We start from the raw sequence: 25,520 nt of genomic DNA, 5'->3' as shown, positions 1-25,520 counted from the left end.
CTCCACAGAACCCTTTCGTTACTCCTTTTAGATTTCTCGCTGAATGCTCAAGTTTTAGATTGATTAGTACTTGGGTTCACTGCGAATTGGACTACACGTTGTATTCCTCAAGCGTGGATTGCCGTCGGCGTGATCCCGCAAAACCAGTCGGACTTTCCTTCCGATTTACCAGCCGCGCCCGGCATCGCTGACCAACCTCCCCCTGCAATCCTCTTCTGCCTGTTCATCCAGCCGCGGAAGACTTCATGAGCGCACTCAAACCCGATAACACCCAAGACCCACAACTCGCCTCACTGCTTGGCAATCTTGGCGAATTGATCCGTCAGGCGCGGCAGAAGGTGCTACGTGCGGTCGATACCGTCCAGGTGCAAACCTGCTGGCAGATCGGGCGGCATATTGTGGAGTTCGAGCAGGAGGGGGCCCGGCGGGCGGGTTATGGCAAGCAGTTGCTGGCATCGCTGGCGAAGGTGCTGACTGCGGAGTTCGGGAAGGGTTTTGACGAACGCAACCTGCGGTACATGCGAGATTTCTATCAGACCTTTCCAATTTGGAACGCAGTGCGTTCCGAATTGAGCTGGACTCACTACCGCAGGCTCCTTCGCGTCGACAACGACCACGCTCGCCACTGGTACATGAACGAATCAGCCCTTCAGAACTGGTCAAGCCGCGCGCTGGAACGCCAGATCAACACGCTCTACTACGAGCGCCTGCTGGCGAGCCGAGACCGCTGCGCCGTCAAACAGGAAGCCGCCACCAACATTCAGAACATGAAAGCGCACCCTCGGGATTTCATCCGGGACCCAGTGCTACTGGAGTTTCTCGGCCTGCCCAATGCGGGCTTGATCCAGGAAAGTGAACTTGAACAAGCATTGATCAATCAACTCCAGGGCTTCCTGCTCGAATTGGGCAAAGGCTTCGCCTTCATCGCTCGCCAGCAACGCATCAGTACCGAGAGCAAAGACTTCTACATCGATCTGGTGTTCTACAACTACCTGCTCAAGTGCTTCGTCATCTTCGACCTCAAGCGCGGCGAACTGACCCACCAGGATGTCGGCCAGATGGACATGTACGTGCGTATGTACGACGACCTCAAACGCGGAGCGGGAGATGGCCCCACCGTTGGCATTATTCTCTGCGCGCAAAAAGACGAGTCGGTGGTGCGCTATTCAGTACTGGAAGGTAACGAACAACTGTTCGCCAGCAAGTACAAGTTGGTGCTGCCAAGCGAGGAGGAACTGCGCGCAGAACTGGATCGGGAGTGGGCAGTGCTTGAGGAGCGATTACTCAAGCAAAGGCCCCGAAAAGCACGGGTGGATTGTTCATAAACGGCGTGAAGACTATGGTGACTGGCTAACCGCAAAGGTTCAAAGCCGATGAATTTGCAGGACATGCCCTCACTGGCCCCGACGCAACTTGAATTGCCGTTACCCACCGGCACACCTGGTGACTCTTTCAAGGAACCCGCCGCCGACGGTTTCATCCTTGGCGGCTTCACCTGGCGGCATGCGCATCAAGACTCGACCCGTCCTGTGGTGATCATCAACGCCGCCACCTCAGTCCGCTGTCGCCACTACTCACGCTTCGCCGATTACCTGTACGCCAACGGCTTCGACGTGATCACTTACGACTACCGTGGCATCGGCGAATCGCGACCCGCTTCGCTGAAAGGGCTTCGGGCTTCATGGTCAGATTGGGGCGCGCTGGACTTTGAGGCGATGCTCAAGCGCGCTCAGCGTAAATTTCCCGGGCAACCCATCGATGTTGTAGGCCACAGCTTTGGAGGCTGTGCAGCGGGCCTGGGAGCTTCCGGGCATATGATTCGACGTCTGGTGACCGTCGGTGCGCAATTCGCTTACTGGCGCGATTACGCGCCCGCCCATCGCTGGCGAATGTTCGGCAAGTGGCATCTGGTGATGCCGTTGATGACATTGCTTTGCGGCTACTTCCCCGGCAAACGTCTCGGCTGGCTAGAGGACACCCCCGCTGGCGTGGTCCGCGACTGGAGCATGCCCACCGCCCGCTACGAGAAGCGCCCCAGCGGTCGCGCCATTCACGCGAAACACGGCCAGCTCCCGTTTGCCAATGTCATCGCGAACACCTTGGCCATCAGCATCAACGACGATCCCTACGGCACGATTCCAGCCGTCGAGCGCCTGCTCGGTTACTTCACCGGCGCAACGACCAGCCACCTGCGAATCGCCCCCGAAGACATCGGCGAACAAGAAGTCGGACATTTCGCCTTTTTTCGTAGCGCATACCAAGCCACACTATGGCCCATTGCATTGTCCTGGCTGCAGACCGGCGAACTGACCCCCGACACACCCGGGCGGCTAGTGCCACGCAGCTGACTTGCCCACTCAACGAAATACGGAACGACGCCCATGGCCTCCGCCAACAAGCAGCAAAAACGCGCCACACGCGCCAAAGCCAAGGCCAAGCAGAACCGCACCCAACGGGCCGCCGCACCGGTCGAACTCGATCCGAACGATGATCGCATCGACTTCGAATCGGTTGACCTGACCGATCTGTTCAAAGAAATGATCGACGCGGAAAAGATCAGCCAACAAGCCATGTGCGCGGCCTTTCTTGAACACCCGCTGCTCGCGCTGGTGCTGGAGCAGGAAGGCGAAGAAACAGCGACAGACTTTATCGTCGCCGCGCTGATTGAATATCGCCAATGGTCCACCGAAGTCGACGAAGCCGGTGCCTTGGCGTGGATCGAATCACCGGCCTTCCAGGCCGACTACGTGGCGGCGTCCGACGCCATCGCGGCTCAAACCCAACAGAAAGCAAACTGAGTTCCCATGGCATCCCTGAACAAGCAACAGAAACGCGCCAAACGCGCCAAGATCAAAGCCAAACAAATCAACATCCACGGCAGAAAACCCGCCGCACTGGACGATGACCTGGGGGAAATCGGCGAGCCAATCCCCGAATACACCCTGGCGATGTTCAGCAAAATGCGTGACGCAGAAGCCACCAGCCGCAACGACATGCTGCTGACCTTGCTGTCGAACCTCGCCGGAATCATCAGCGACCATCCAGAACTGCTGGACATGGAAAACGCCGACAACGAAGCCATGGCCGCCACTCACCTGGCCGCCGACATGCTGATCGATTACCGCATGTGGGCCGACGGCATGGACCGCGACACCGCCCAGGCCTGGCTGACAGATCCGCAGTTCATCACCGACTTTGGCGATGCACTGGACAGCTATCGCGAATCGCTGGATGCGCAGGAAGAAAAGGCTGAGTAAACACTCGCCTCAGAAACAAAAACGGCCGCTTGTCATCACTGACAGCGGCCGTTTTGCGTTATGCGGTGCGAATCAGCTCAGCACCACCGCACCCATCTTCTGCAGCTTGCGACGGCGAGCCACAAACAAACCGGCAGCCACTACCAACACGCTCAGCAAACCAGTGGCGAGGATTTCCACACGATGCGCGTCCTGGAACAACATGATCGTCAGGGCCGCAACGATGAAAATGATCACCGCATAGGTCAGGGCCGGGAACAGCCACATGCTGAAGGCGATTTTTTCACCACGAGCCATACGCTGCTTGCGCATACGCAGTTGTGAGATGGCGATCACCAGGTACACCAGCAGCGCGATAGCGCCGGAGCTGGCCAGCAGGAATTCGAACACGGCGGCCGGGGCCACATAGTTGGCGAAAACCGCGATGAACGCAGCACCGGTGGACAACATGACGGCCCAGTACGGCGTGCCGCTCTTGTTGGTGCGCTGGGAAATGGCCGGTGCATCACCGCGTTTGCCCAGGGAGAACATCATGCGTGAGGCGGTGTACAACGCCGAGTTCAGGCAGCTGGTTACAGCAACCAGCACCACGATATCTACGATCAGCTTGGCATTCGGGATGCCCATGCGTTCCAGCACGGTCTGGTAGGAACCGACGCTGGCCAGAATCGGGTCGCTCCATGGCACCAGGGCCACAACGATGAAGATCGACACGAGGTAGAACAAGCCAATCCGCCAGATCACCGAGTTGGTGGCCTTGGAGATTTGCTGGCCAGGGTTCTTCGATTCCGCGGCCGCGATGGTCACGATCTCGGTGCCCATGAAGGAAAACATGGTGGTCAGGATCGCTCCCAACACTGCGCCCATGCCGTTTGGCAGGAAGCCTTGAGTGTCGAACAGGTGCGAAACGCCGCTGACCTGGCTGTTCGGCAGGAAGCCGAAGATCGCCAGAATGCCAAGGCCGATGAAACCGATAATCGCCACGACTTTAACCAGGGCGAACCAGAATTCGAACTCACCGTAATTCTTCACGCTGAACAGGTTGGTGACTGTCAGCAGCAAAGTGATGATCAACGTGAAGGCCCAGATCGCCACATTCGGGAACCAGGCATGCAGGATAGTCGCGGCGGCGTTGGCCTCCAGCGGGATGACCAGCACCCAGAACCACCAGTACAACCAGCCGATGGTGAAACCGGCCCAGTGACCGATCGCGCGATCGGCATACGTCGAGAAGGAGCCGGTATCCGGCGAAGCGACGGCCATTTCGCCGAGCATGCGCATCACCAGCACTACCAGCATACCGGCGGCAGCATAGGCCAAAAGCACGGCCGGGCCAGCGGCGGCGATGGCGTGGCCCGAGCCGACGAACAGGCCGGCACCGATAACCCCGGCGATCGACAGCATGGTCACATGACGCGGTTTGAGCCCCTGTTCGAGGCCATTGGAGCTTTGGGTACTGCTCATTGAAACTACCTTTGTAAGGAAAAGCGAATGCGTGCATCCCGCCTGAATTTCTTTCTCGTAAAAAGAAACCAACGGGGCGTTCTGGATTCTGTACGCAATAATTGCGCCAAAATGTTTCAAATCCCTCTACCACGGCGATCTCATCCAGACCGGACAGTCATCGCAAGCCATTGAAAATAATAGCACTTTGCCAAAGCGTTACCCTGCGACTCACTTTGAGAACGAATTCGCGCACCGGAAACACACCCGGAAAATGCGCGACGCACAATAAAAGTGCAGATCAGGAACGTTTGGCCGGTTAGCACTTCCAACCCCCCGCCAAAGCTGGCAACATCGCGCCCTTTTTTGGGACCGCCCCGCCCTTTTTTATCGACAGGCAGGGTTCAAACGGCTGTTCGGTTGATAGCAGCGCGACAGTCTGCTGTACCGATGCGACAACCTGCCACAGACCACCCGTTTACCGCCCGTAGCGCTGTTGGCTGCCATTCAGACGCTATGCTAGCTTGGCCGCCTCGCCAGGAAGGCCGCCAACAGCAGGAGCGAAATACTTATGAGGAACGCACATGGCTGAGGCCACGCCCGCGCTTGAAATCCGCAACTTGCACAAACGCTACGGACAGCTTGAGGTGCTTAAAGGCATCTCGCTGACCGCCCGCGACGGCGACGTGATCTCGATCCTGGGTTCTTCCGGTTCCGGCAAGTCCACGTTCCTGCGTTGCATCAACCTGTTGGAAAACCCGCATCAGGGCCAAATCCTGGTGGCCGGCGAAGAACTCAAGCTCAAAGCCGCCAAGAACGGCGAACTGGTCGCTGCCGACGGCAAGCAGATCAATCGCCTGCGCAGCGAGATCGGTTTTGTTTTTCAAAACTTTAATCTCTGGCCGCATATGAGCGTGCTCGACAACATCATCGAAGCCCCCCGCCGCGTACTCGGCCAGAGCAAGGCTGAAGCCATCGAAGTTGCCGAAGCCTTGCTGGCCAAGGTCGGCATCGCTGACAAACGCCACGCCTACCCGGCGCAACTGTCCGGCGGTCAGCAACAACGGGCGGCCATTGCCCGCACCCTGGCAATGCAACCCAAGGTGATCCTGTTCGACGAACCCACCTCCGCCCTTGACCCGGAAATGGTCCAGGAAGTACTTAATGTCATCCGCGCATTGGCCGAAGAAGGCCGCACCATGCTGCTGGTCACCCATGAAATGGGCTTCGCCCGTCAGGTGTCCAGCGAGGTGGTGTTCCTCCACCAGGGCCTGGTAGAAGAGCAAGGATCGCCACAGCAGGTGTTTGAAAACCCGCTTTCGGCGCGCTGCAAACAATTCATGTCCAGCAACCGCTAACGGAGCTACCCGCATGCAGAACTACAAAAAAATCTTTCTGGCAGCTGCCGTCACCCTGGCCTTCAGCGCCGGTGCCGCCGCCGAGACCTTGAAGATGGGCATCGAAGCGGCCTACCCGCCGTTCAACAACAAAGATGCCAGTGGCAATGTCGTCGGCTTCGACAAAGAAATCGGCGACGCCCTGTGCGCCAAGATGAAAGTCGAATGCACCGTGGTTACGTCCGACTGGGACGGCATCATTCCGGCCCTGAACGCCAAGAAATTCGACTTCCTGATCTCCTCGATGTCGATCACCGACGAGCGCAAGCAAGCGGTGGACTTCACCGACCCGTACTACTCCAACAAGCTGCAATTCATCGCCAAGAAAGACGTCGACTTCAAAACCGACAAGGCTTCCCTGCAAGGCAAAGTGATCGGCGCACAACGTGCGACCCTCGCTGGCACCTGGCTGGAAGACAACATGGAAGGCGTTGAAGTCAAACTCTACGACACCCAGGAAAACGCCTACCTCGACCTGACCTCCGGTCGTCTGGACGGCATCCTGGCGGACAAGTACGTCAACTACGAGTGGCTGAAAAGCGACGCCGGCCGGTCCTACGAATTCAAGGGCGACCCGGTGGAAGAAAGCGACAAGATCGGTATCGCTGTACGTAAAGGCGATGAGATTCGCGCAAAGTTGAACACCGCACTGAAAGAAATCGTTGCTGACGGCACCTACAAGAAGATCAACGACAAGTACTTCCCGTTCAGCATCTATTGATTCTGACCTGCCTGACTGGCGCCGCTTTTTGACGGCGCCAGTCCCTGGTATTGCCTGCCGCGATTTGAAAAGAAATCCATGACTATCGATCTCTACGGATTCGGCCCGGCGCTCGCCGCTGGTGCGCTGATGACTGTGAAACTGGCTCTCTCGGCCTTGTGCCTGGGGCTGGTGCTCGGTCTGCTCGGCGCCTTGGCCAAGACTTCCCCGTACAAGCCGCTGCAATGGCTTGGCGGTACTTATTCGACACTGGTTCGTGGCATCCCGGAATTGCTCTGGGTGCTGTTGATCTACTTCGGCACGGTCAACTTGATGCGCGCCTTGGGCGAGTTCTTCGGCAACCCCGACCTCGAACTCAATGCCTTCGCCGCCGGCGTAATTGCCCTGGGGCTGTGCTTCGGCGCCTACGCCACGGAAGTGTTTCGTGGTGCAATTTTGGCTATCCCCAAAGGTCACCGCGAAGCGGGTGTGGCGTTGGGCCTGTCAAAATTCCGTATCTTCACCAAACTGATCATGCCGCAGATGTGGCGCATCGCCCTGCCCGGCCTGGGCAACTTGTTCATGATCCTGATGAAAGACACTGCGCTGGTATCGGTCATCGGCCTGGAAGAAATCATGCGTCACGCGCAAATCGGCGTGACCGTGTCCAAGCAGCCGTTCACCTTCTATATGGTGGCCGCGTTTATGTACCTGGGCCTGACGATTCTCGCCATGACCGGCATGTACTTTATGGAACGACGTGCCGCTCGCGGCTTCGCGAGGAGCACCCAATGAACTGGGAAGTCATCATCAAGTGGCTGCCGAAACTGGCCCACGGCGCGTCGCTGACCCTGGAACTGGTGGCCATCGCCGTGATCGCGGGTTTGCTACTGGCGATTCCGCTGGGCATCGCACGCTCGTCGCGACGCTGGTACGTGCGGGCATTCCCCTACGGCTACATCTTCTTTTTCCGTGGCACGCCGTTGCTGGTTCAGCTGTTCCTGGTCTACTACGGCCTGGCGCAGTTCGACGCGATCCGTAACAGCTCGATGTGGCCGTACCTGCGCGATCCGTTCTGGTGCGCCACGGCGACCATGACGTTACACACCGCGGCCTACATCGCCGAGATCCTGCGCGGCGCGATCCAAGCGATTCCACCCGGTGAGATCGAAGCGGCGCGCGCCTTGGGCATGTCCCGGGCCAAGGCGCTGGTCTACATCATCCTGCCCCGAGCGGCGCGCATCGGTCTGCCGGCCTACAGCAACGAAGTCATCCTGATGCTCAAGGCCAGCGCCCTGGCCAGCACCGTGACCCTGCTGGAACTGACCGGCATGGCCCGCACCATCATTGCCCGGACCTACCTGCCGGTGGAGATCTTCTTCGCGGCCGGCATGTTCTATCTGCTGATGGCTTACGTGCTGGTTCGCAGCTTCAAGCTGCTGGAGCGCTGGCTGCGCGTCGATGCCTGCCAGGGGCGTTGATTCCTGCGTGTTAACGGGTGAGGCCTTACTCGCCCGTTTCACGGCGCTGGATGCTTTTCTGATCGAGCATCAGGCGCTGTGGAAACCTCGGCCGTTTACCCATCAGCAACTTCCATGGGAAGCGTCCTACCCCGAGTTGGCGACCTGGCTACGCAGGCGATCGCTGGAGGACGCGGAACACGCTCACAACAACCCAGCTCTTTTGGACGCGCCGGAGCCGTTTGCCTCATTGGCGGCGATGTCCCTTGAGTTGAGCGCGGTGGATGAGTTGCCGGCGCATGCGCTTGAAACGGCGGGTCATCGACTGAATGTCGATGTGCCGGGGCGCAAGTGGCAGCAGATCGAAGCTTTCGCCAGTCGCTTGCAGTTTGCTGACGCGCCGAGCCATTGGCTGGACTGGTGCTCAGGCAAAGGACACTTGGGACGACGTCTGCTGCAAACCGGGCAACAACTGACCTGCCTGGAATACGACCCAGCACTGGTCGCCAGCGGCCAGGCACTCAGCCAGCGCCATCAATTGCATGCGCTGCATGTCCAACAAGACGTGCTCGCTGCAGACGCCGCCTCTTTTTTGAATGCCGATCACACGCCCGTAGCGCTGCACGCCTGCGGTGATCTGCATGTGCGGCTGATCCAGCTCGCCAGTGCGTCTGGCTGCAAGCAACTGGCCATCGCGCCTTGCTGCTATAACCGAATCAGTCTGAGCGAGTATCAGCCGCTTTCCTCGTCGGCCAAGCGCTCCGACCTACAGCTGTCCCTCGATGATCTTTCGCTACCGATGAGCGAAACCGTCACCGCCGGCGCTCGCGTCCGACGTCAGCGCGACACCTCCATGGCCCGACGCCTGGCCTTCGACCTGCTGCAGCGGCAACTGCGTGGCGTAGACGAATACCTGCCCACCCCGTCCCTGCCCAGCGCCTGGCTGGATAAATCCTTCGTCGATTACTGCCATCATTTGGCCGCGTACAAGGAGTTATCCACAATCGGCCCGCAGGATTGGTCAGCACTTGAAGCCTCCGGTTGGCAGCGATTGGCCGAAGTGCGCAATCTGGAGCTGTTGCGCGGACTTTTCCGACGCCCGTTGGAGCTTTGGCTGGTACTCGATCGGGCGCTTTTCCTGTTCCAGCAGGGTTATGCCGTTCGCCTCGGCACCTTCTGCGAAACCCCGCTCACACCGCGTAATTTTCTACTCTTGGCCGAACGCCCTTAAATAGGCTCAGCCTGTGGATAACTCTGTTGATGGAATTATCGTGGATCCAATATCCACACCTGTTTCGGGGTTGAAACACTACTGTTCAATTTTCGTACACATGAATAAAAAACCAGAAAAACAGGTATTTGCGAGCAAAATGAGAATGGGTCTACACATTCAGCTGTAAGCGCTCGCTTATGCCGGCCCGTTGTGCATAAGCATTCCATCAAAAGGACATAATCACCAAAACCGAGGATTAATTGCGCCTCGTATCCAGCGTACAAAGCACCCGCTACACTCCGCCGCTTCTCACCGCCGTATGGTTTAACAGGGGCTACGCTTTGAATCTCGACACCTTGATATTGCATTGGCAGTCCGAAGTCTCGAACAAGAAAAAGCGTGGCAGCCGCATAGGCCTTGTCAGCAACATTCTCAAACGAACCCGAAAAAACAACACGCTCCGGTATTTGTTCATGTACCGACTGGCCCAGTACCTTTATTCCGGAAACGGTGTTGCGCGCCGCTATGCCAAGCGCCTGGAGAGAAAGCTCAATCTCAAGTACGGAGTCGATATCAGTATCGACGCCCAGATAGGGCCTGGCTTTCGAATCGGCCACCTGCCGGGCGTGGTCATCACCGGCAGCGTCAAAATCGGTCAGAATTTTTTCATCCGGCAAAACACGACCATTGGCATCAAGACCCTTGGGCTGGACACGTACAACCTGATCATTGGTGACAATGTCAGCGTGGGGGCCAACAGTTGCATCATCGCGGACACCCTGCGTATCGGGGATAACGTCACGATCGGGGCCATGTCGTTCGTCAATAAAGACATCCCTGAAGGGACGACGTTTTACAACGCGCGATGACTGCAAGGCCTGCCAGAAAACCTCAGTTGAGGCCTGCGCAAAAATAGTCTGAATTCAGGGGTTTACAGAACCAATCCAATCGCTATAATCGTCGCCCTAACACGCCGGTATAGCTCAGTTGGTAGAGCAACTGACTTGTAATCAGTAGGTCCCGGGTTCGACTCCTGGTGCCGGCACCATACAAGGTTCCAGAGAAGGCTTTCAAAATCTCTGGAACCCCCGAAAAACCCGCCTTCTGGCGGGTTTTTTCGTTTTGGGGTTCTGTCGGGTTACGTCAAAATCTGGTGGATTCCAGCCGTTTTAGGGGTAATGTTAGGGGTAAGGTAATTCGATAAAGGGGGAGTACCCTTATGTCGCGCACCACTGCTCCACTCTCCGATTCGGCTTGCCGCTCAGCCAAGCCCACCGACCGCGCCTACAAGCTTTTCGACGGCGACGGCCTCTACCTTCTAGTCCAACCCAATGGCCGTAAAGGCTGGCGTCTCAGGTATGTCAAACCTGATGGACGCGAAGGACTGACCTCGTTCGGCAGCTATCCCGTGGTCGGCCTCGCCGATGCGCGCAACAAGCGCCTGGAGGTCAAGCGGATGCTGGCGAAAGGCATCGACCCCATAGAGACCAAACACCAAGCCAAGACGCAGGCCGCAATCAAAGGCCGAACCTTTGAAAGCGCCGCACTGGACTGGCACAAAGCGATGTCTGCCAAATGGGCTCCGGGCCATGCCAAGACCGTCCTGAGCCGTCTCAAAACCCATGTCTTCCCGCTGATCGGCGCTCGCTCTATTGTCGATCTGGACACCCATGACCTGATGCAACCTCTGGAAGCGATCCAGAAACGCGGCACGATTGACGTCGCTTTAAGGGTACAAAACTACCTGCAAAGCATCATGCGCGAGGCGAAACGAGCTCGACAGATCGCGGCAAACCCTGCCTCCGACCTTGAAGGTTTGATCAAAGCTCCGAGGGTGATTCACCGCCCTGCTTTACCCTTATCGCGTCTGCCTGAATTGCAGGAGCGTATCGACACCTACAGAGGCCGCGCACTTACCCGGCTGACGGTCATGCTCTCGCTGCATGTGTTCGTACGCTCCAGCGAACTGCGCTTCGCCCGCTGGGGCGAGTTCGACCTCAAGCGCGGCACCTGGGAGATACCGGACACTCGTCCGCCATTGGACGGAGTGCCCTTTTCCACAAGGGGTACAAAGATGGCCGGGGACATCCACCTTGTACCCTTATCGCCGCAAGCCGTGACTCTGCTTGAACAGATCCACGTCCTCACCGGCGAATTCGACCTGGTGTTTGCAGGCGATGCCAAGCCCTGGAAACCCATGTCTGAAAACACGGTGAACAGCGCACTCAGAAAAATGGGCTATGACACCAAAACCGAACTCTGCGGTCATGGCTTTCGCTCAATGGCCTGTAGTGCACTGATTGAATCAGGACTGTGGTCCGAGACCGCGATCGAAAGGCAGATGAGCCACAAGGAACGCAACAACGTCCGCGCCGCTTACATCCACAAGGCCGAGTTCATCGAGGAGCGCAGGCTGATCATGAACTGGTGGAGCCGGTACTTGGAGGCCAACCGGCAGGAGCATGTCACTCCACACGAATTCGCGAACCAGACCGGACCGAACGTCACTCGCTTAAAAGCAAAACGTGGTGCAACTGAGTAAGCGCTCGGTCTTCATATCTCAGTGATCCGCTTGTCTACGCGGGTCCATCCAAACAGGGCTGCAAAGCCGCCCTGTTTGGATGGACCTCACTTAAAAAATCTAAAGCCCACCCAACGGTCTGTGGAAAACCACTGATTTCCACAGGTGGATAATTTAACCCACAACTTCAGACGCGCCGGAATCAAGGGGGTTACACATTGTCCCCAACTCTAGGCGAAAACGAACAATCACTTCCGCTGAAGGCTCAGTTCGACTGATGCACTAGGAACCACAAACCGAAAATCCCAAATTGTGGACTGAAACAGTCGAACCGCAACAACCCGGTTGAAAGAGGTGTTTGCGTTGCGGCCCATAGACGCTCCTGTAAAGCTGATGGCAAAATTGTGGCACACTGCGTTGAGAGGGCGAACCTCGCCCATGGCAAGCAGCAATCTCGACCAAAATGCACATTTTGGTGGGCATCCATCGAAGAAAGGACTGGCAAGGCCCAGACCTTTAATGGAAAGCCGTCAAAGGAGCAGTAAACTTCAATCGTCAGCGAAGTTGAGAAGGAGTTCAATGAAAATCCGCGCAACGAGTCTAGCTGGCCCTCTCAACGCCAATCCCCATTGCTGTTGCCTTCGATTAGAGCTGAAAAATCGCGTAGCCTCCAAAAAACTCATTAGGCTTAACCTATACGCACATGTCTGCTCTCTGGCTAATACCTGGGCCAAGCGTAAAGCCGTTATACCTATAAATATTTATCACAAAACCGTCCAAATCTTTAAGTGGCCACCTCTACAAAATCTAAAGATGCTTACAGTTGTAAGTTCTAACCAAAGCCGATATCAAAATAAAACAAATTCCAAAAAAATAGTGATTCATATCTGGGAACGTTGAAATGAGCGGCTTTATTGAAAATCTCTCGCCAAAGGAATGGGAAAGTTTTTGCGAAGTAATGCTTAGACAGCATTTCGGTGCAAAAAATTTCTACACTGTCCCCGATCAAGATGGCGGAGATTTAGGCTTAGAGTTTTACACGATTGATGGGACAATATTTCAGTGCTACTACCCAGACAGCGGTATTGAAATGGGAATATATAAAAAAAGAATACAAAAGAAAATAAACGACGATCTTAAAAAACTCAAAGAAAACGAAAAAGAAATATTAAAACTAATTGACGACATCAAAATAAATCAATGGGTACTACTAACCCCTGAATTCAAGTCTAAAGACTTAATTTCATACTGTAACAAAAAGAAAAAAGAAGTAATACTTGAAGACATTTCCTATATAGAAAACTCCACATTCAAAGTAAAAATAGAGACAGCAGAGAGCTATCCCGATGGTAAGCTTTATGCTCAAGGCGTTTACAATGCAGCAATCAACATTCCATTATTAACTGTTGATGAAAGCTTACGAAATACTTGGATATCAAGTAATGCGCAGTTCTCTTCAAATATCGCAAGAAAATCCACCAAATTAATGGGTGAACGGAGTGAAGACTTCCAAAACATTGTCGTTTCAAAATATATTCAGATTGATAAATTTCTTGAACAGCTTCGTGATGATCACCCGAACCTTCATGCGACAATCGAAGATAGTGCAAGAGCGCAATTAGAAAGCATAAAAGAGAATTCCATATTCCTATCGAAGCTAGATTCTGACTTTGTAAAAAGTATTGTTGAAAATAATAAAGAAGCCTTTTCAAAGCACTCGAAATTCATGTCCGACACTAACGTTCAATCATTAACCTTTGGCTATCTTTCCAAATGGATTGCAGAGTGCTACATGGACTTTAAATAATGAAAAATGAACGTCAGATAACTCCGATAATAAGTGATAAGCCATACCCTATACCTATAGAGATGCGGCCACTCTGGAGGATCTCGCTGATTATTATCAGTATTGAGCGGGTATCCAACGAAAAGAAATACTTAGATTCCAAAAAACTGAACATATTGATCTGGATGCTTATTAGAAAAAATAGATGGCCAGAATATGAAGACTATTTAAAAGATCGAACCCTTGATATACCCCTAATATCAGTGGATACAGCGACATACAAAGCAATCGAGATTTGTGTGGCAAAAGCATTAGTTACATTATCCGATGGTAGAGTCCACATTACAGATGCTGGTCAAGATATCTATAGAATCATTCTTGAAAGCGCAGTGATGCAAGAAGAAATAGATTTTTTAGATAACTTTGGAAAAAAACTCACTGACGCTAAAGTTAAAAGCCTCACAGGGGGACTAATATAATGCTTGGTCTAAAAATCAAAGAACTAGAAATCTCCGTCAATACTTCAAGCGGCCCTTTCTCTGCAAAGCTATTTTTTAATGACGGCTTGAATATAATACGTGCAAATAACTCCTCCGGCAAATCAACCTGTATTAACGCCATTGCATTTGGACTCGGGCTTGAGGCAATTCTCGGCCCAAGTCGTAAAAGACCGTTCCCCAAGTCCCTCTATGAAGTCATTTACAAAAGCAAAACCGACGAGACACCATATTTAGTACAAAGCTCCAATGTGCAATTAAAGATAGTCAATAGTCGCGGAGATGAGGCAACCCTACTAAGAGAAATCGAAGGAAACAGCCAAAAAATCACGGTTAGCTCATTGATATCAACGCAAGATTATTTTCTAGGTGCAGCTGGAGAAGTTGGCTCTGCAAAAAGCGAACTAGGTTTTCATCACTGGCTTGCAAAATTCATTGGTTGGACGCTCCCTGAGGTAGTTACTTTCGATGGCAAAGAAACAAAACTATATCTAGAATGTATATTTCCTCTATTTTTCATCGAACAAAAACGCGGATGGTCAGAAATACAAGCAAACATACCTACCCATTACAACATCAGAAATGTTAAGAAAAACGCAGCCGAATTCTGCCTAGGATTCAACAGTTTTGAGCAAGAGAAAAAGATCTTCATGCTCAAAGCCAAAGTAGATTCCGCGGAAAAAGAGTGGGAAAAAATAAGATCTACCGCCGAAAGTATCGCCGACTTCAACAGTGTCAGAATCAATATAATCCCCGACATAGAAAAAACAAAGGAAAAGGCGTACGTGAACTTCTCCTACTTAGAGAATGACATATACATAAGCCTAAACAACCAGCGATCCTCGCTCAAAAAACTAATCGAAAAACTGAGCAACGGCATTTCTGAAAACCAACCAAGTAATGAGAAGATTGAATCGCAAGCGAGTATAATCCGCACCCTTCAGAGAGAGTCGGAAAATACAGCAAGAAAAATAGAGAATTCACTACTATCTCTATCGGAAACGGATAAAAAAACGTCAACTTTGAAACATGATTTAAACCAATACCAACAGTTGCGACGACTTAAATCTGTGGGAAGTGTCATCAATGATGAGCTAGACATTTCCAAATGTCCAATTTGTGACAGCAACATGTACGACACCTTAGGTTCTAACTCAACCCAAAGAGCGCCTATGACGCTCGAGGAAAATATTGAATTCCTCAAAAATCAAATAGACTTCTTCAGTTCTATCAAATTAAAGACCGCCGGAGAAATCCAACACTTCCAAGCTAGCTCTAAGCTAATCCAAGCACGACTAGGCGTCGAGCAAGATAAGCTAAATAATTTAAGAGCCGACTTTGAGGATATAAATGCCGCAACAAAAGCAATCCTAAGAGAAAAAATACAAGCAGAAATACAACTTAAGGAAGTGGAAAAGCTCCAAGATTCAGAAAAAAATCTTAATGAGCAAATTGAACGAATTCAATCCGCGTGGCGTACGGCTTCTGACTCATTGAGGCTGGCAAGAAAAAACAGCTCTGAAACTAATAAGTACGCGACCATAACAAAATTAGAACAGATAATACGACGCAACCTTGAGTCATTCCAATTCGATCACGCGGCAATAAATTCCATATCTGTGTCGGATCAAACTTTGCGACCAGAGCAAGAGGGATATGATATTGTAGCAGAAACTTCTGCGAGTGATTATATCCGTGTTATTTGGGCTTACACTCTCGGACTTTTAGAACTCGCAGGAACGGAGAAAGAGATAAACCATGGTGGTTTTGTGGTATTTGACGAACCGCGACAGCACGAAGCAAGTAAAAATAGCTTTATTTCATTGATCGATACAGCGTTAAAAAGCAAGTCTTATGGTGGCCAGGTTATTTTCGCCACGAGCATGGAAAAAAGCGAACTGGAAAGTGCATGCAAAGGCAAGGATCTGAATATATACTTTTTTGACGACTACATACTTAAACCATCAGTTCAAAAAACAGCCCCCTCTGAAAGCAGTCCCCTTATATAACAAAGTGCAGATTAAAGTATGTTCTCTTGTAGCAGGGTCGACTAGCATGTGTAGACCCTGCTCATTAAAAACCCTAAATTGAGCTAGACCAAATCTCGCCCCCCTAACGCACATCATTTAAAAGCAATATATGACGCATATCGAACAGGGCTATGCTCGCATATTGCGGTGATTCTATTGTCGGACCACGGAGCCTCCCTGCTTGCATGAAGCTCACTTAAAAAATCTAAAAGCCCACGCAGCTGTCTGTGGAAAACCACTGATTTCCACGGGTGAATAATTTCATCCACAGCCGCAGAACTCCGGAAAATTCGAGCCTTGACCCGAATTATCCACAGGCGTAGAAAAGATCGGGCAGAGCGCTGTCGTTGACAGTAACCCAGGTAGCCAGAACCTTTGAGGCTACGCCACACCGTGGTGGTTCTCCCAAAGTGCGATTAGCGTCCGGCGGCTCGCACGGTCACAGCGATGTGATGGATGCCTACTTCTACCAGAGTGCCCACTGCGGCAACTCATACCCCTTTATAGCTGCCCTGCAGCAACCTATCCGCTTGGCCATTTCCTTGCGCCAACTTGCGCCCGTCTCTTTCTTCCGGAAAGAGACGGGCGCTCCTACCACTGCTGCAGCTCACCTCGTACAAGGCATTGCGGCATTTCCCCTCGTGACAATCGGCGTGACAAACACCTAAGTCACCAGCAACAGCGATGCAGATGATGGTGCCGCAGCCTATGGAATGGACTGCACCTGACTGACAGTCAGGCATACCCCGGTCATCGCATTACTGCCTTCACCCGGCTCAGGATCTCGCGGCGTTGGTCTCGTCAGCCAGCGCAGCCTCCACCCGCCCACTTCCTCGGAAGTGCTCAGGAGGCCAGATCATGAGAGGCCCAAGCTCCCGGTCGAAAAGAGCCGCCAGTCCCGCGTTAGTGGACAACCCTCACAGGTCGCAGGGGCCTTGATCCCTGATAACACTCAACATTCGTGGCGGGATGACGTGGGGAAGGTTTTAACGGTTTGGCTTCGAGAGGAGTTCGGTCATGGCATTGGTCGGTAGGCGAGATGGGCGCAATTTCGGCTATGGCCGGCAATTGAGTTATGCCGGGCCACAGGCGTTGCGCGATCTATTTGGCGGCGGACATTACGGGACGGTCAAGGCGCACAGTGATCGTTGGCAGGCGTTTGTACGCTGGTGCCGGTCGGAGGATGGGCCAGGGTTTAACGATGCGCGGCAGATTGATCGGCAGACCTTGCTGGACTACGCCGGACATCTGCGCCAGCAAGTTGAAGATGGTGAGTTGGCCATCGCGACCGCGCAAAACCGATTATCCAGTGTGAACCGGACCATGGCCGCGCTGCGCGGTGATCAATATGTGAAAGTGCCAAGTCCAAGCAAAGCATTGGGAATGCAACGCTCCCACACTCGCACAGCAGTTTCCCAAGGTCAGGATCGCGAGCAAATAAAGCGAATCGTCGATGCGCTTTGCGAACACCAACTCGCGCGCGCGGCGGCCATTGCACTGTTGGCACGCGCCACTGGGATGCGCTTGCGCGAGGCCATTTTGGCCGACATTCCACGCCTGAAGCGTGAGGCCGAACACTACGGCAAGATCAACATCCAGAATGGGACCAAAGGTGGCCGTTCGGGTGCGTCAGCTCCTCGTTGGATCAAGGTGGATGAGAATATCCATGAAGCTCTCAGGCATGCCGAAAAGGTCTCACCCGATGGCAGCCGAAACCTGCTTGCGCCGAACGAAAGCTATATGGATTTCCAGCGAGGTGCCGTACGCCCAGCACGAGATGTTCTTCACACCCAGAACCTAAAAGGCTTCCACGAACTGCGCGCAGCCTATGCATGCGAACGCTACGAGCAGATTACCAATCATTTAGCGCCCATCAACGACGGCAGGTGTAGCCAACTTGATCCAGGGCTTGATCGAGAGGCACGCTCACAAATCAGCTATGAATTGGGGCACGGTCGTATCGGCGTAGTATCGGCGTACATCGGTGGTCAAGGATGAATAAGCCATTCAACATGGAGCTTTTTCTCCTAGGGGTTCTGACCGGTTCTTACGCCACACGCAATCGTCACCTACGCCAATCAAAGGCCATCCAAGTAGCGATTTCTAAACGCTGGCACCGAGATAACCCATGGACCTGGCAGCAAAAGCATCTCGACTGGTTTTTAAATCACCATGTGAATCATCGCTCCAAGTCAACGCGCTATTACTATCTGCTGACAGTGAATCTTCTCATTCGTCGCTTAGGAAAATCCTGGAAATTCAAAGTACTAGGTGAAAATTCGTATCCATCGCGAACCTCAGGTGAGGTGCACTTGACCACCACAGATCGATTTAGATTGACCTGATTGAGGTCATTGGGCCAGCATTGACATAGGGTAAAAAACACTTAATGGAGATGTAGCTTTGTCAATTTTCGATAGCGTAATCCAAGAGCACGATAAGAAAAAAGCAGAGATGGAAGCGCGCATTGCAGATGCGCAGGCGCTCAAGCAAGCAGCACAAAATGATTTCGTAGAAAAGTTCAACGCAACGGTATCGAGTGTTGTAGAACCGATCTTCGCGGAGTTTGTCGCAGATGCAAAAAAATATGGCTTCCCGGCTGAGGTAGAGGAAATTCGCAGTAGAGAGGAAACTATTTATGTTTCCTTACGTTTGATCCCAGAGAAAGGGGCGGTTTTTGGAACAAATAGAAGTGCCCAGGTAGTGTTCTCAATCAACGGAATGATCACCTCTCAGAAAGTAGAATATGTAAGCTATTACGATCAGCGTCCCGGGAAACACGGGACCGACCGTACTGATTTTGGACTACCCTCCCTAAATAAGGACGTTATCGAGCGTGAACTTGCCAAATTTTTGAAGATGGCAATACACGCGAGAAGCGTACCAGAGCAGTACTGACACCACTCGGCACCGCAATCACCGATACACGGAATGTCCTTGCAGAACACGTGTTGCCTTATTTTGACTACCTTCTTTAGCTTTATCGGCCCACGATTGCAGCAAAAAAGTGATGGGCGTTAGCGTTGACTCGTCAACGCTAACATTCGAACCCCGCGGGGGCCAACGGCCAGGCCATAGCTAACTCCACGGATCATTTTTCAGCCGGCACAATTTCCGCACCAGAAACGACTCGTAATTCGAGGACAGACCACGATTCCTAGCTTAAATGAATATGCAGACGCCAAATTAATCGTGGTCTGTCCCCGTTTTTTTTCTCCGATCTCTGGATGTTTTTTCGGACGACAGAAATCAAGCTGATTTACTTATTCCCAAGATGCCCTGAGGAATAAATAAATCAACTTTCAATAAGGGCAGACAAAATTAGTACACATTAACCCTAGGCGCTATTTTTATTCTATTTAAAATATCAATATCTTCTTCATACTCCTGCTGAGTCAGCAGCAATACCGAGAGTTTAATACCAAACAACGACTCAAACTTCTCTTTATTTATATCATTGCAGCCCCTCAAGCTAGCCCACGCACGGGTACCGGGGCCTTCATAACTGCAGATCATTAAATCACAGTCGCCATAAACTCCGTCGTGTCGAGCAACACTACCAAAGATAAAGGCCAACTTAATGGCCTTCACGTCTGACTGATATTTGTCTCGCAACCAAAGCCTATACACATCACTACGTTTAATAGGAGTCTCCGGCGTGTAGAATTGCAAAAAACTGCTTCATATTATCTAAAACTCTAATATTCCTCGTTCGACCGTACATTTTAGCCGCACCAGTAACCTTGCTGAAATGTGAAGGCACGATTAATGTAACCCCGAGGCCGGCAACTCGGTCAATGACATCATCCCCGATCAAATACTCTTGCCCGTCGGGAATATAAACAATCTCCTCGGCCGAACCACCACTTTCCAACCTATATTCGATTTTTAGACACCTTCCTCCCGGAAACGAGGTTGATATAATCCTATCGTGATTCTCAATCTGTGCCTTCAACCATTGAATACCCATTATGCACTGAGCTCCTTTTCCTTGCTCTTAAGTTTACTTATTACCAAACTGCGCACTTTAACTATGTTACCAAGTAATTCGTTCGGGTAGGGAAACTTTCCATGCAGGCTGTTGGCCTGTTTTCTAAAAAGCATATAAGACTGAGCATGCTTTACATAATAAAAATAGTTATCAAGATCATCCGATGGGTCAATTAGATAAGATTTTGTTTTTATAATTTCTACTATCGATTCATTATTAGGCAAAATGACTTCATTGACTATATCATCCCAAAGCTCAGCAGCCTCTCCCCCTTTATAAAAATCTTCGGGAAATGTTTTAGGCCCTAGCGACTGAAACATATCATAATTAGTACTAACCAACGCATTTAGCGGGTCATAGAATTCGGATAGCTGATTTTTAATATGCTTATACGAATCAACTGCAAGTTCTTTCTTTATGGCTGCCTTGGATGCTTCTCTGAGGTTATAAATTGACACGAAGTTAGTAACAATTAAGGCAATCAGAGGCACCCATATCAAAAAATCTACTGGACTCAAACTAGACCACCAAGAATCCGAATGGATATCCGTCTCCTTTTGATCAATATACCCCGTAGGATTTGGCCGTAGGATTGGGGTGATTTCTTCCAATCCATACGTAAAATCATCGTCCACAACCATAGAACTAGGATCATGATAGCCGATGATTGCTCGATCAAACTTCAGCGCAGGTTGTTGCAAACTTAAAACCTGCATATCACTTGCTGCAGCACTGAAATTTAAAAGAAGTAGCCATCCCAGCCAAATAAAACTAGAGATAATTCTCAGACGACCGAGAAAACACACAACTGTTTTCAACATCCTTTTAATCCATTAAAAATAAAGTATCAACTGATCACCAAAATCAATTTCTGCCATCAATCGTAAACTATAACCATATAAGCCTGCAACACTTGCTAGACACAGTTAATTATCAACCCGAGGGTTTTAGACTTACAGTCTGACATGCCCAAATATCCAAAATATCTTTACTATTGCCCTACGTACCTGCATCGGCATTTTGCATCACAAGGGTATCAGTAGAGATAGAAATCACATTACAGAAAAAAATAATCCCTATAAATCAATAGATTAATATCCAATTCGACTCCTGGTGCCGACCATACAAAACAAAGCCCTCGTAGAAATACGAGGGCTTTGTTGTTTCTGGGGTTGGAGAATCTGCTTCCACCCGACCTTGATAGCCCCCCCTGCCGTTACACATTCGCTTCAGCGTGACGTCGACGAGCGATTGCACCCACCTAAAACGCACGCCAATACACCCGCCAAGCCTAGGTTGCCGTAATCAGCATGCTCAAATCGTGCGGGGCTTTTTTGCTCAAGACCAGGGGATAAACGACGGTTTCCATTTGGGAAAATAAAGTTTTCCCTTTTCCACTTCTCAGAGGCCATTGTTCCCAGATGCCGCTCCTGCCTGGGGCCCTTTGCCGAGCAAGGGGGCGGTTTCCACTTCCAGCATCAGCAACACCATTTCCGTCAACTCGGCGTCGGACTTCTGTCCCGCATAGAGGTCATGGAGTGCTTTGGCGAAGGGAATGCGCAGGTCTTGGCTTTCTTCGCGGGCGGTATCGCTGTATTGCATTAGTTCGCCGATGGCTCGCAGCACAGCCGCTTGCCACCGAGCGGTGGTCCTAGGACCATCGCTGGTGATTGCAATCAGCTTATCCTTCGTCAGCTGGCGAAGGACTGGTTCCCGCAACGGCTTAAGCGGCTTTGGGTTGCGAGTGATCTTTGACATACCGGACGATACTCAGCGTCTCCCGCCGGAACTGCTCGTAGTCGATCTGCTGGGCGTTAATAAAGGTGCTGCCCATCATGGTTAGCCCGCCCATAAAGCTGGCTTCGGAAATTTCCTCGTCGCTCGCGCCAAACAAGCGCGCAGCTTCGGTATGGAACAGGGCGCAATACTTACAACGGGTCGCCCCCGACACCGCCAGACCTATCAACTCCTTGTACTTATTAGGAATCTTGGTATCCGCCAGCCAGAAGTCCCGAGCCACGCCCCAGAATCCGCTCGCTCCGCTTTCCGGCATCTGCTTAATCCACTCCGGTACCTGACCCAGGGTCTGTTCAATTTCCCGATAGGTATCTTGAATAGCCATTTGACACCTCCTTGCCTCTCTAGAGACATCTGCTACACAGATACAACTAGTTTAGTTCGCTGGCGGCCATGCCAGAGCCGGCAGAAGGACGACTCCAGCAATGAATTCTTAAACATCGTAGAAACAATAGGATGGATTTAGTTCTTTTAGGCGCAATGACGTACCACTAAGTATCTGGAGTTATCAAACTTGGCGGGCTGGCTCAGAGACGATACAGAGGGCGTAGTGATTTAATTCATCGACGTTACCTGAGCATTAGCTGACTTCGGATGATGCACGTGCAGGTAAAGCGTGCTGATGCGCTATAAATTCCGGGTTCGATTCCACTGAGCGCCATAACTAGCTGATTTATTTATAGTTACTAGTTGGGGTACGCCGAATTTTCCACCGAAATCCAGCCCCCAGGAAAACCTCGCCTCCCCACAACATACCGTTCGTCTGGTGCCGCACCCTACAAAACAAAGCCCTCGTAGAAATACGAGGGCTTTGTTGTTTCCGGGGTTTGAGTTTCTATGCGACGAGGGTTTCGATCAGTCGAATTCCGTCGACTCCGAAAGGTGCTCCCAGGCGTCGATTTCCGCCTGAAGGTGCGCAATCTTTTCGCGCACCAGCCTCACTGCATCCTTACCCAGTAACAGATGAACCGGCGGCTTTTGCGCAGCCACCAGGGTCAACAATGCCTGCGCCGCCTTGTGCGGATCGCCGGCCTGCTTGCCACTCTTTTCTTCACGCGCCTTGCGGACCGGATCGAACACCGCGTCGTACTCACTCAATGTGCGACCCGAACGGATCATCGAGCGGCCTGCCCATTCGGTACGAAACGAGCCCGGTGCCATGGCGGTCACGTGAATACCCAGACTTTCCACTTCTTTGGCCAGCGCTTCACTGACGCCTTCGAGGGCGAATTTGCTGCCGCTGTAGTAGGCGATGCCCGGCAAAGTGATGAAGCCGGCCATGGAGGTGATGTTGACGATATGCCCGCTGCGCCGCTCACGCATACCGGGCAGAACCGCCTTGATCATTGCCACCGCGCCAAACACATTAACGTCGAACTGGCGCTGCATCTCTGTCAGAGGTGACTCTTCGAGGATGCCCTCATGACCATAACCGGCGTTGTTCACCAACACATCGATCCGGCCCACCTCACGCAGGATATTGGCCACCAGCGGCTCGATCGCCGGAAAATCGGTGACGTCGAGCACGAACGCTTTGGCGCGATGAGCATCCAGCGCTTCGAACGCAGCACACTCGGATTCGCGCCGCACCGTACCCACCACCGTGTGGCCCGCCGCCAGCGCTGCTTGCGAAAAAGCCAGGCCGAAGCCTGAACTGACCCCGGTGATCAGGAAAACCTTGTGAACGTGGGCATTCATGGTGCGCTCTCCAATGAAAACGCCGTCGACATTGATCGACGGCGCTGCGGACGGATCAAGTCAGGTCTTAGTGACCGGCACTCTGACCACCATCAACGTGCAGGATTTCACCCGTGACAAAGTTGGCGCTGTCCAGATACACGACGGCCTGCGCAATGTCGCTGATCTCGCCCATGTGCCCGACCGGGTGCAGATTCCCCAGCGCTTCATGGGTTTCTTCGCCGTGCATCGGCGTCTTGATGATGCCGGGGCTGACCGCGTTCACACGAATACCGCGTTTGGCGTATTCGATGGCCAGGGATTTGGTTGCGGCATTCAGGCCACCTTTGGTCAGCGAAGCCAGTACCGATGGCACACCGTCGATGGCGTGGTCCACCAGGCTGGTGGTGATGTTGACAACGTGGCCTTTGCCCTGTTTTTCCATCTCGGCGATGGCGAGCTGAGTTATGTAGAAGAAGCCATTGACGTTCACCGACAGCACATTGGCATAGTCTTCAGCGGTGTACGCGGTGAAAGGCTTGGCGATGAAGATACCGGCGTTGTTGACCAGGGTGTCGATGCGACCAAAACGTGCGATCGCTTCACGGATGACGCGCTGTGCGGTCGCCGGTTCGCCAATGTCGCCAGCCACGGTGAGGATGTCCGGATCGGTGGACGGCTTGATCGAACGCGAAGTGGCGACAATTTGGTAACCCAGTTCACGGAAGGCCTTGACCATACCGTCGCCGAGACCTTGGGATGCGCCAGTGATAACGATGACTTTTTTCGAATTGCTCATGATGAACCTCTACTAAATAAAAGATGGTTTGAAAAATAAGTAATCAGGCTTCGGCGGGGGCCTTGGCCATTTGTCTCAACATTTGTTCGTAGTACTCGACCGACTGCGAACCGGACACCAGGTGACGACCGTTGAGGATCATGGCCGGTACCGAGTTGATGCCGCGCTGGCGGTAAAACGCTTCAAGCTCACGCACTTCTTTGGTGAACGCTCCGGACGCCAATACTTCTTGAGCAGCCGCCGCATCCAGTCCCGCTTCAGCAGCCAGGCCAACCAGCGTCTCGCGATCGCTCGGGTTCTGGCCGTCGGTGAAGTAAGCGCGGAGCAGGATTTTCTTGAGGGCGACCTGCCGCCCTTCCTGCAACGCCCACATCAACAACCGATGAGCATCAAACGTGTTGTAGAAGTGGCTGCGCTTCTCCAGATCGAACTTGAAACCAATGGCCGCGCCACGTTCGATCTGCATCGCCTTGCCGGCGGCGACGTCTTCGGCGGTTCGTCCATATTTGCGCATCAAATGCTCGACCGCTTTCTCGCCGACCGCCGGCATGTCCGGGTTCAACTCGAAGGGCTTGTAGGTCAGCTCCACCGAGACCTCACCCGCCACGTTCTCGATCGCCTGCTCCAGCGCCGTCGCGCCCAACGCGCACCACGGGCACACCACGTCGGAGATGAAATCGATGGAGACGGACGCGGTCATGACTTGTCCTCCGCCTCTGCCAGTTGCCTGCGGTACTGAGTGGTGGTGATGCCAGCGTAGCCCCAGTTATCGGTGTCGACTTCTTCGATCACGATGTGGGTCAGGTGCGGATCCTTCTTCAGGACGCGTTCCAGGGTTTCAGTGATTTCGGCGATCACCTGAGCTTTCTGCTCAGAGGTAACGCCATCGCGGGTGATGCGTACGCTTACGAAAGGCATGAGGAATCTCCAGTGACCTTCTCATCTGGATGAT

At 52.6% G+C, this 25,520-nt stretch carries 27 protein-coding genes and 1 tRNA gene; 18 read left to right on the top strand and 10 right to left on the bottom strand.

The genetic code is table 11. From position 1 onward, the window contains the following. Nucleotides 1-245: 245 nt before the first annotated feature. From ACYZTW_RS02420 to ACYZTW_RS02405, 4 genes are read left to right on the top strand one after another with little or no spacing between them, the layout of a single operon-like run. Nucleotides 246-1,325: a PDDEXK nuclease domain-containing protein gene (locus ACYZTW_RS02420; protein ID WP_462003596.1), complete on the top strand. Its 1,080-nt coding sequence runs from the start codon at nucleotides 246-248 to the stop codon at nucleotides 1,323-1,325. 48 nt (nucleotides 1,326-1,373) lie between these two features. Further along, nucleotides 1,374-2,348 carry an alpha/beta hydrolase family protein gene (locus ACYZTW_RS02415; RefSeq protein ID WP_462003595.1) on the top strand — a complete coding sequence of 325 codons (975 nt, stop codon included), beginning with the start codon at nucleotides 1,374-1,376 and terminating at the stop codon, nucleotides 2,346-2,348. Nucleotides 2,349-2,381: 33 nt separating this feature from the next. Further along, entirely contained in the window at nucleotides 2,382-2,798 is a 417-nt protein-coding gene (locus ACYZTW_RS02410; protein ID WP_462003594.1) for a hypothetical protein, read from the top strand. A 6-nt stretch (nucleotides 2,799-2,804) separates the two neighbouring features. Beyond that, complete coding sequence (locus ACYZTW_RS02405) at nucleotides 2,805-3,257, top strand: hypothetical protein (RefSeq protein WP_462003593.1); 453 nt, start codon at nucleotides 2,805-2,807, stop codon at nucleotides 3,255-3,257. 72 nt (nucleotides 3,258-3,329) lie between these two features. Here the strand turns inward: ACYZTW_RS02405 and gabP are convergent, their stop codons facing one another. Further along, nucleotides 3,330-4,721, bottom strand: coding sequence for a GABA permease (gene gabP, locus ACYZTW_RS02400; RefSeq protein ID WP_462003592.1), 1,392 nt, complete (start codon nucleotides 4,719-4,721; stop codon nucleotides 3,330-3,332). Between the two features lie 563 nt (nucleotides 4,722-5,284). On the opposite strand from gabP, the gene ACYZTW_RS02395 reads away from it, so the two are divergent. The 14 genes from ACYZTW_RS02395 (at nucleotide 5,285) to ACYZTW_RS02330 (ending at nucleotide 19,202) form a co-directional block, all read left to right on the top strand. Beyond that, nucleotides 5,285-6,058, top strand: coding sequence for an ABC transporter ATP-binding protein (locus tag ACYZTW_RS02395; protein ID WP_007897462.1), 774 nt, complete (start codon nucleotides 5,285-5,287; stop codon nucleotides 6,056-6,058). 13 nt (nucleotides 6,059-6,071) lie between these two features. Then, a complete protein-coding gene (locus ACYZTW_RS02390; RefSeq protein ID WP_462003591.1) occupies nucleotides 6,072-6,818 on the top strand; it encodes an ABC transporter substrate-binding protein in 747 nt (248 codons plus the stop codon). 78 nt (nucleotides 6,819-6,896) lie between these two features. Continuing rightward, nucleotides 6,897-7,592: an ABC transporter permease gene (locus tag ACYZTW_RS02385; RefSeq protein WP_462003590.1), complete on the top strand. Its 696-nt coding sequence runs from the start codon at nucleotides 6,897-6,899 to the stop codon at nucleotides 7,590-7,592. Continuing rightward, nucleotides 7,589-8,278, top strand: coding sequence for an ABC transporter permease (locus ACYZTW_RS02380; protein ID WP_462003589.1), 690 nt, complete (start codon nucleotides 7,589-7,591; stop codon nucleotides 8,276-8,278). The genes ACYZTW_RS02385 and ACYZTW_RS02380 overlap by 4 nt, the downstream gene beginning before the upstream one ends. Then, nucleotides 8,259-9,488: a methyltransferase gene (locus ACYZTW_RS02375; RefSeq protein WP_462003588.1), complete on the top strand. Its 1,230-nt coding sequence runs from the start codon at nucleotides 8,259-8,261 to the stop codon at nucleotides 9,486-9,488. Before ACYZTW_RS02380 ends, ACYZTW_RS02375 begins: the two co-directional genes overlap by 20 nt. A 323-nt stretch (nucleotides 9,489-9,811) precedes the next feature. Beyond that, nucleotides 9,812-10,339, top strand: coding sequence for a serine acetyltransferase (locus ACYZTW_RS02370; protein WP_462005688.1), 528 nt, complete (start codon nucleotides 9,812-9,814; stop codon nucleotides 10,337-10,339). A 103-nt stretch (nucleotides 10,340-10,442) separates the two neighbouring features. After that, nucleotides 10,443-10,518: transfer RNA gene (locus tag ACYZTW_RS02365), tRNA-Thr, on the top strand. Between the two features lie 171 nt (nucleotides 10,519-10,689). Further along, nucleotides 10,690-12,012: a tyrosine-type recombinase/integrase gene (locus ACYZTW_RS02360; protein ID WP_462003587.1), complete on the top strand. Its 1,323-nt coding sequence runs from the start codon at nucleotides 10,690-10,692 to the stop codon at nucleotides 12,010-12,012. An 880-nt stretch (nucleotides 12,013-12,892) separates the two neighbouring features. Beyond that, nucleotides 12,893-13,798, top strand: a complete 906-nt coding sequence (locus ACYZTW_RS02355) for a hypothetical protein (RefSeq protein ID WP_223543280.1) — start codon at nucleotides 12,893-12,895, stop codon at nucleotides 13,796-13,798. Then, entirely contained in the window at nucleotides 13,798-14,256 is a 459-nt protein-coding gene (locus ACYZTW_RS02350) for a hypothetical protein (RefSeq protein WP_462003586.1), read from the top strand. Before ACYZTW_RS02355 ends, ACYZTW_RS02350 begins: the two co-directional genes overlap by 1 nt. Further along, the gene (locus tag ACYZTW_RS02345) at nucleotides 14,256-16,283 is read left to right on the top strand and encodes a hypothetical protein (protein WP_462003585.1); all 2,028 of its coding nucleotides are present in this window, start codon (nucleotides 14,256-14,258) and stop codon (nucleotides 16,281-16,283) included. Before ACYZTW_RS02350 ends, ACYZTW_RS02345 begins: the two co-directional genes overlap by 1 nt. Nucleotides 16,284-17,321: 1,038 nt before the next feature. Continuing rightward, a complete protein-coding gene (locus tag ACYZTW_RS02340) occupies nucleotides 17,322-18,302 on the top strand; it encodes an integrase domain-containing protein (protein ID WP_462003584.1) in 981 nt (326 codons plus the stop codon). After that, a complete protein-coding gene (locus ACYZTW_RS02335; RefSeq protein WP_462003583.1) occupies nucleotides 18,299-18,649 on the top strand; it encodes a hypothetical protein in 351 nt (116 codons plus the stop codon). Before ACYZTW_RS02340 ends, ACYZTW_RS02335 begins: the two co-directional genes overlap by 4 nt. A 58-nt stretch (nucleotides 18,650-18,707) precedes the next feature. Beyond that, nucleotides 18,708-19,202 (top strand): hypothetical protein, encoded by a 495-nt coding sequence (locus tag ACYZTW_RS02330; RefSeq protein ID WP_024778028.1) that lies wholly within the window; start codon nucleotides 18,708-18,710, stop codon nucleotides 19,200-19,202. Nucleotides 19,203-19,625: 423 nt separating this feature from the next. Here the strand turns inward: ACYZTW_RS02330 and ACYZTW_RS02325 are convergent, their stop codons facing one another. The 9 genes from ACYZTW_RS02325 to ACYZTW_RS02285 all read right to left on the bottom strand — a co-directional run bounded on the left by ACYZTW_RS02325 (nucleotide 19,626) and on the right by ACYZTW_RS02285 (nucleotide 25,486). After that, nucleotides 19,626-19,976 (bottom strand): hypothetical protein, encoded by a 351-nt coding sequence (locus ACYZTW_RS02325; protein ID WP_313934404.1) that lies wholly within the window; start codon nucleotides 19,974-19,976, stop codon nucleotides 19,626-19,628. Beyond that, nucleotides 19,945-20,274 carry a hypothetical protein gene (locus tag ACYZTW_RS02320; protein ID WP_462003582.1) on the bottom strand — a complete coding sequence of 110 codons (330 nt, stop codon included), beginning with the start codon at nucleotides 20,272-20,274 and terminating at the stop codon, nucleotides 19,945-19,947. Before ACYZTW_RS02320 ends, ACYZTW_RS02325 begins: the two co-directional genes overlap by 32 nt. Continuing rightward, nucleotides 20,274-21,116 carry a hypothetical protein gene (locus ACYZTW_RS02315; protein WP_462003581.1) on the bottom strand — a complete coding sequence of 281 codons (843 nt, stop codon included), beginning with the start codon at nucleotides 21,114-21,116 and terminating at the stop codon, nucleotides 20,274-20,276. Before ACYZTW_RS02315 ends, ACYZTW_RS02320 begins: the two co-directional genes overlap by 1 nt. Nucleotides 21,117-21,696: 580 nt before the next feature. Continuing rightward, nucleotides 21,697-21,897, bottom strand: coding sequence for a hypothetical protein (locus ACYZTW_RS02310; protein WP_462003580.1), 201 nt, complete (start codon nucleotides 21,895-21,897; stop codon nucleotides 21,697-21,699). 121 nt (nucleotides 21,898-22,018) lie between these two features. Then, complete coding sequence (locus ACYZTW_RS02305) at nucleotides 22,019-22,417, bottom strand: carboxymuconolactone decarboxylase family protein (protein ID WP_462003579.1); 399 nt, start codon at nucleotides 22,415-22,417, stop codon at nucleotides 22,019-22,021. A gap of 530 nt (nucleotides 22,418-22,947) precedes the next feature. Continuing rightward, nucleotides 22,948-23,790 (bottom strand): oxidoreductase, encoded by an 843-nt coding sequence (locus tag ACYZTW_RS02300; RefSeq protein ID WP_462003578.1) that lies wholly within the window; start codon nucleotides 23,788-23,790, stop codon nucleotides 22,948-22,950. Nucleotides 23,791-23,857: 67 nt separating this feature from the next. Then, nucleotides 23,858-24,568, bottom strand: a complete 711-nt coding sequence (locus ACYZTW_RS02295) for an SDR family NAD(P)-dependent oxidoreductase (RefSeq protein WP_462003577.1) — start codon at nucleotides 24,566-24,568, stop codon at nucleotides 23,858-23,860. Nucleotides 24,569-24,611: 43 nt separating this feature from the next. Then, nucleotides 24,612-25,268, bottom strand: a complete 657-nt coding sequence (locus tag ACYZTW_RS02290; RefSeq protein ID WP_462003576.1) for a DsbA family oxidoreductase — start codon at nucleotides 25,266-25,268, stop codon at nucleotides 24,612-24,614. Next, a complete protein-coding gene (locus tag ACYZTW_RS02285; protein ID WP_033058337.1) occupies nucleotides 25,265-25,486 on the bottom strand; it encodes a tautomerase family protein in 222 nt (73 codons plus the stop codon). The genes ACYZTW_RS02290 and ACYZTW_RS02285 overlap by 4 nt, the downstream gene beginning before the upstream one ends. Nucleotides 25,487-25,520: the final 34 nt, after the last annotated feature.

Source organism: Pseudomonas sp. LB3P25 (genome assembly GCF_054897985.1).
The sequence above is the reverse complement of the archived record's forward strand: the minus strand, read 5'-3'. Positions and strand labels throughout refer to the sequence as shown.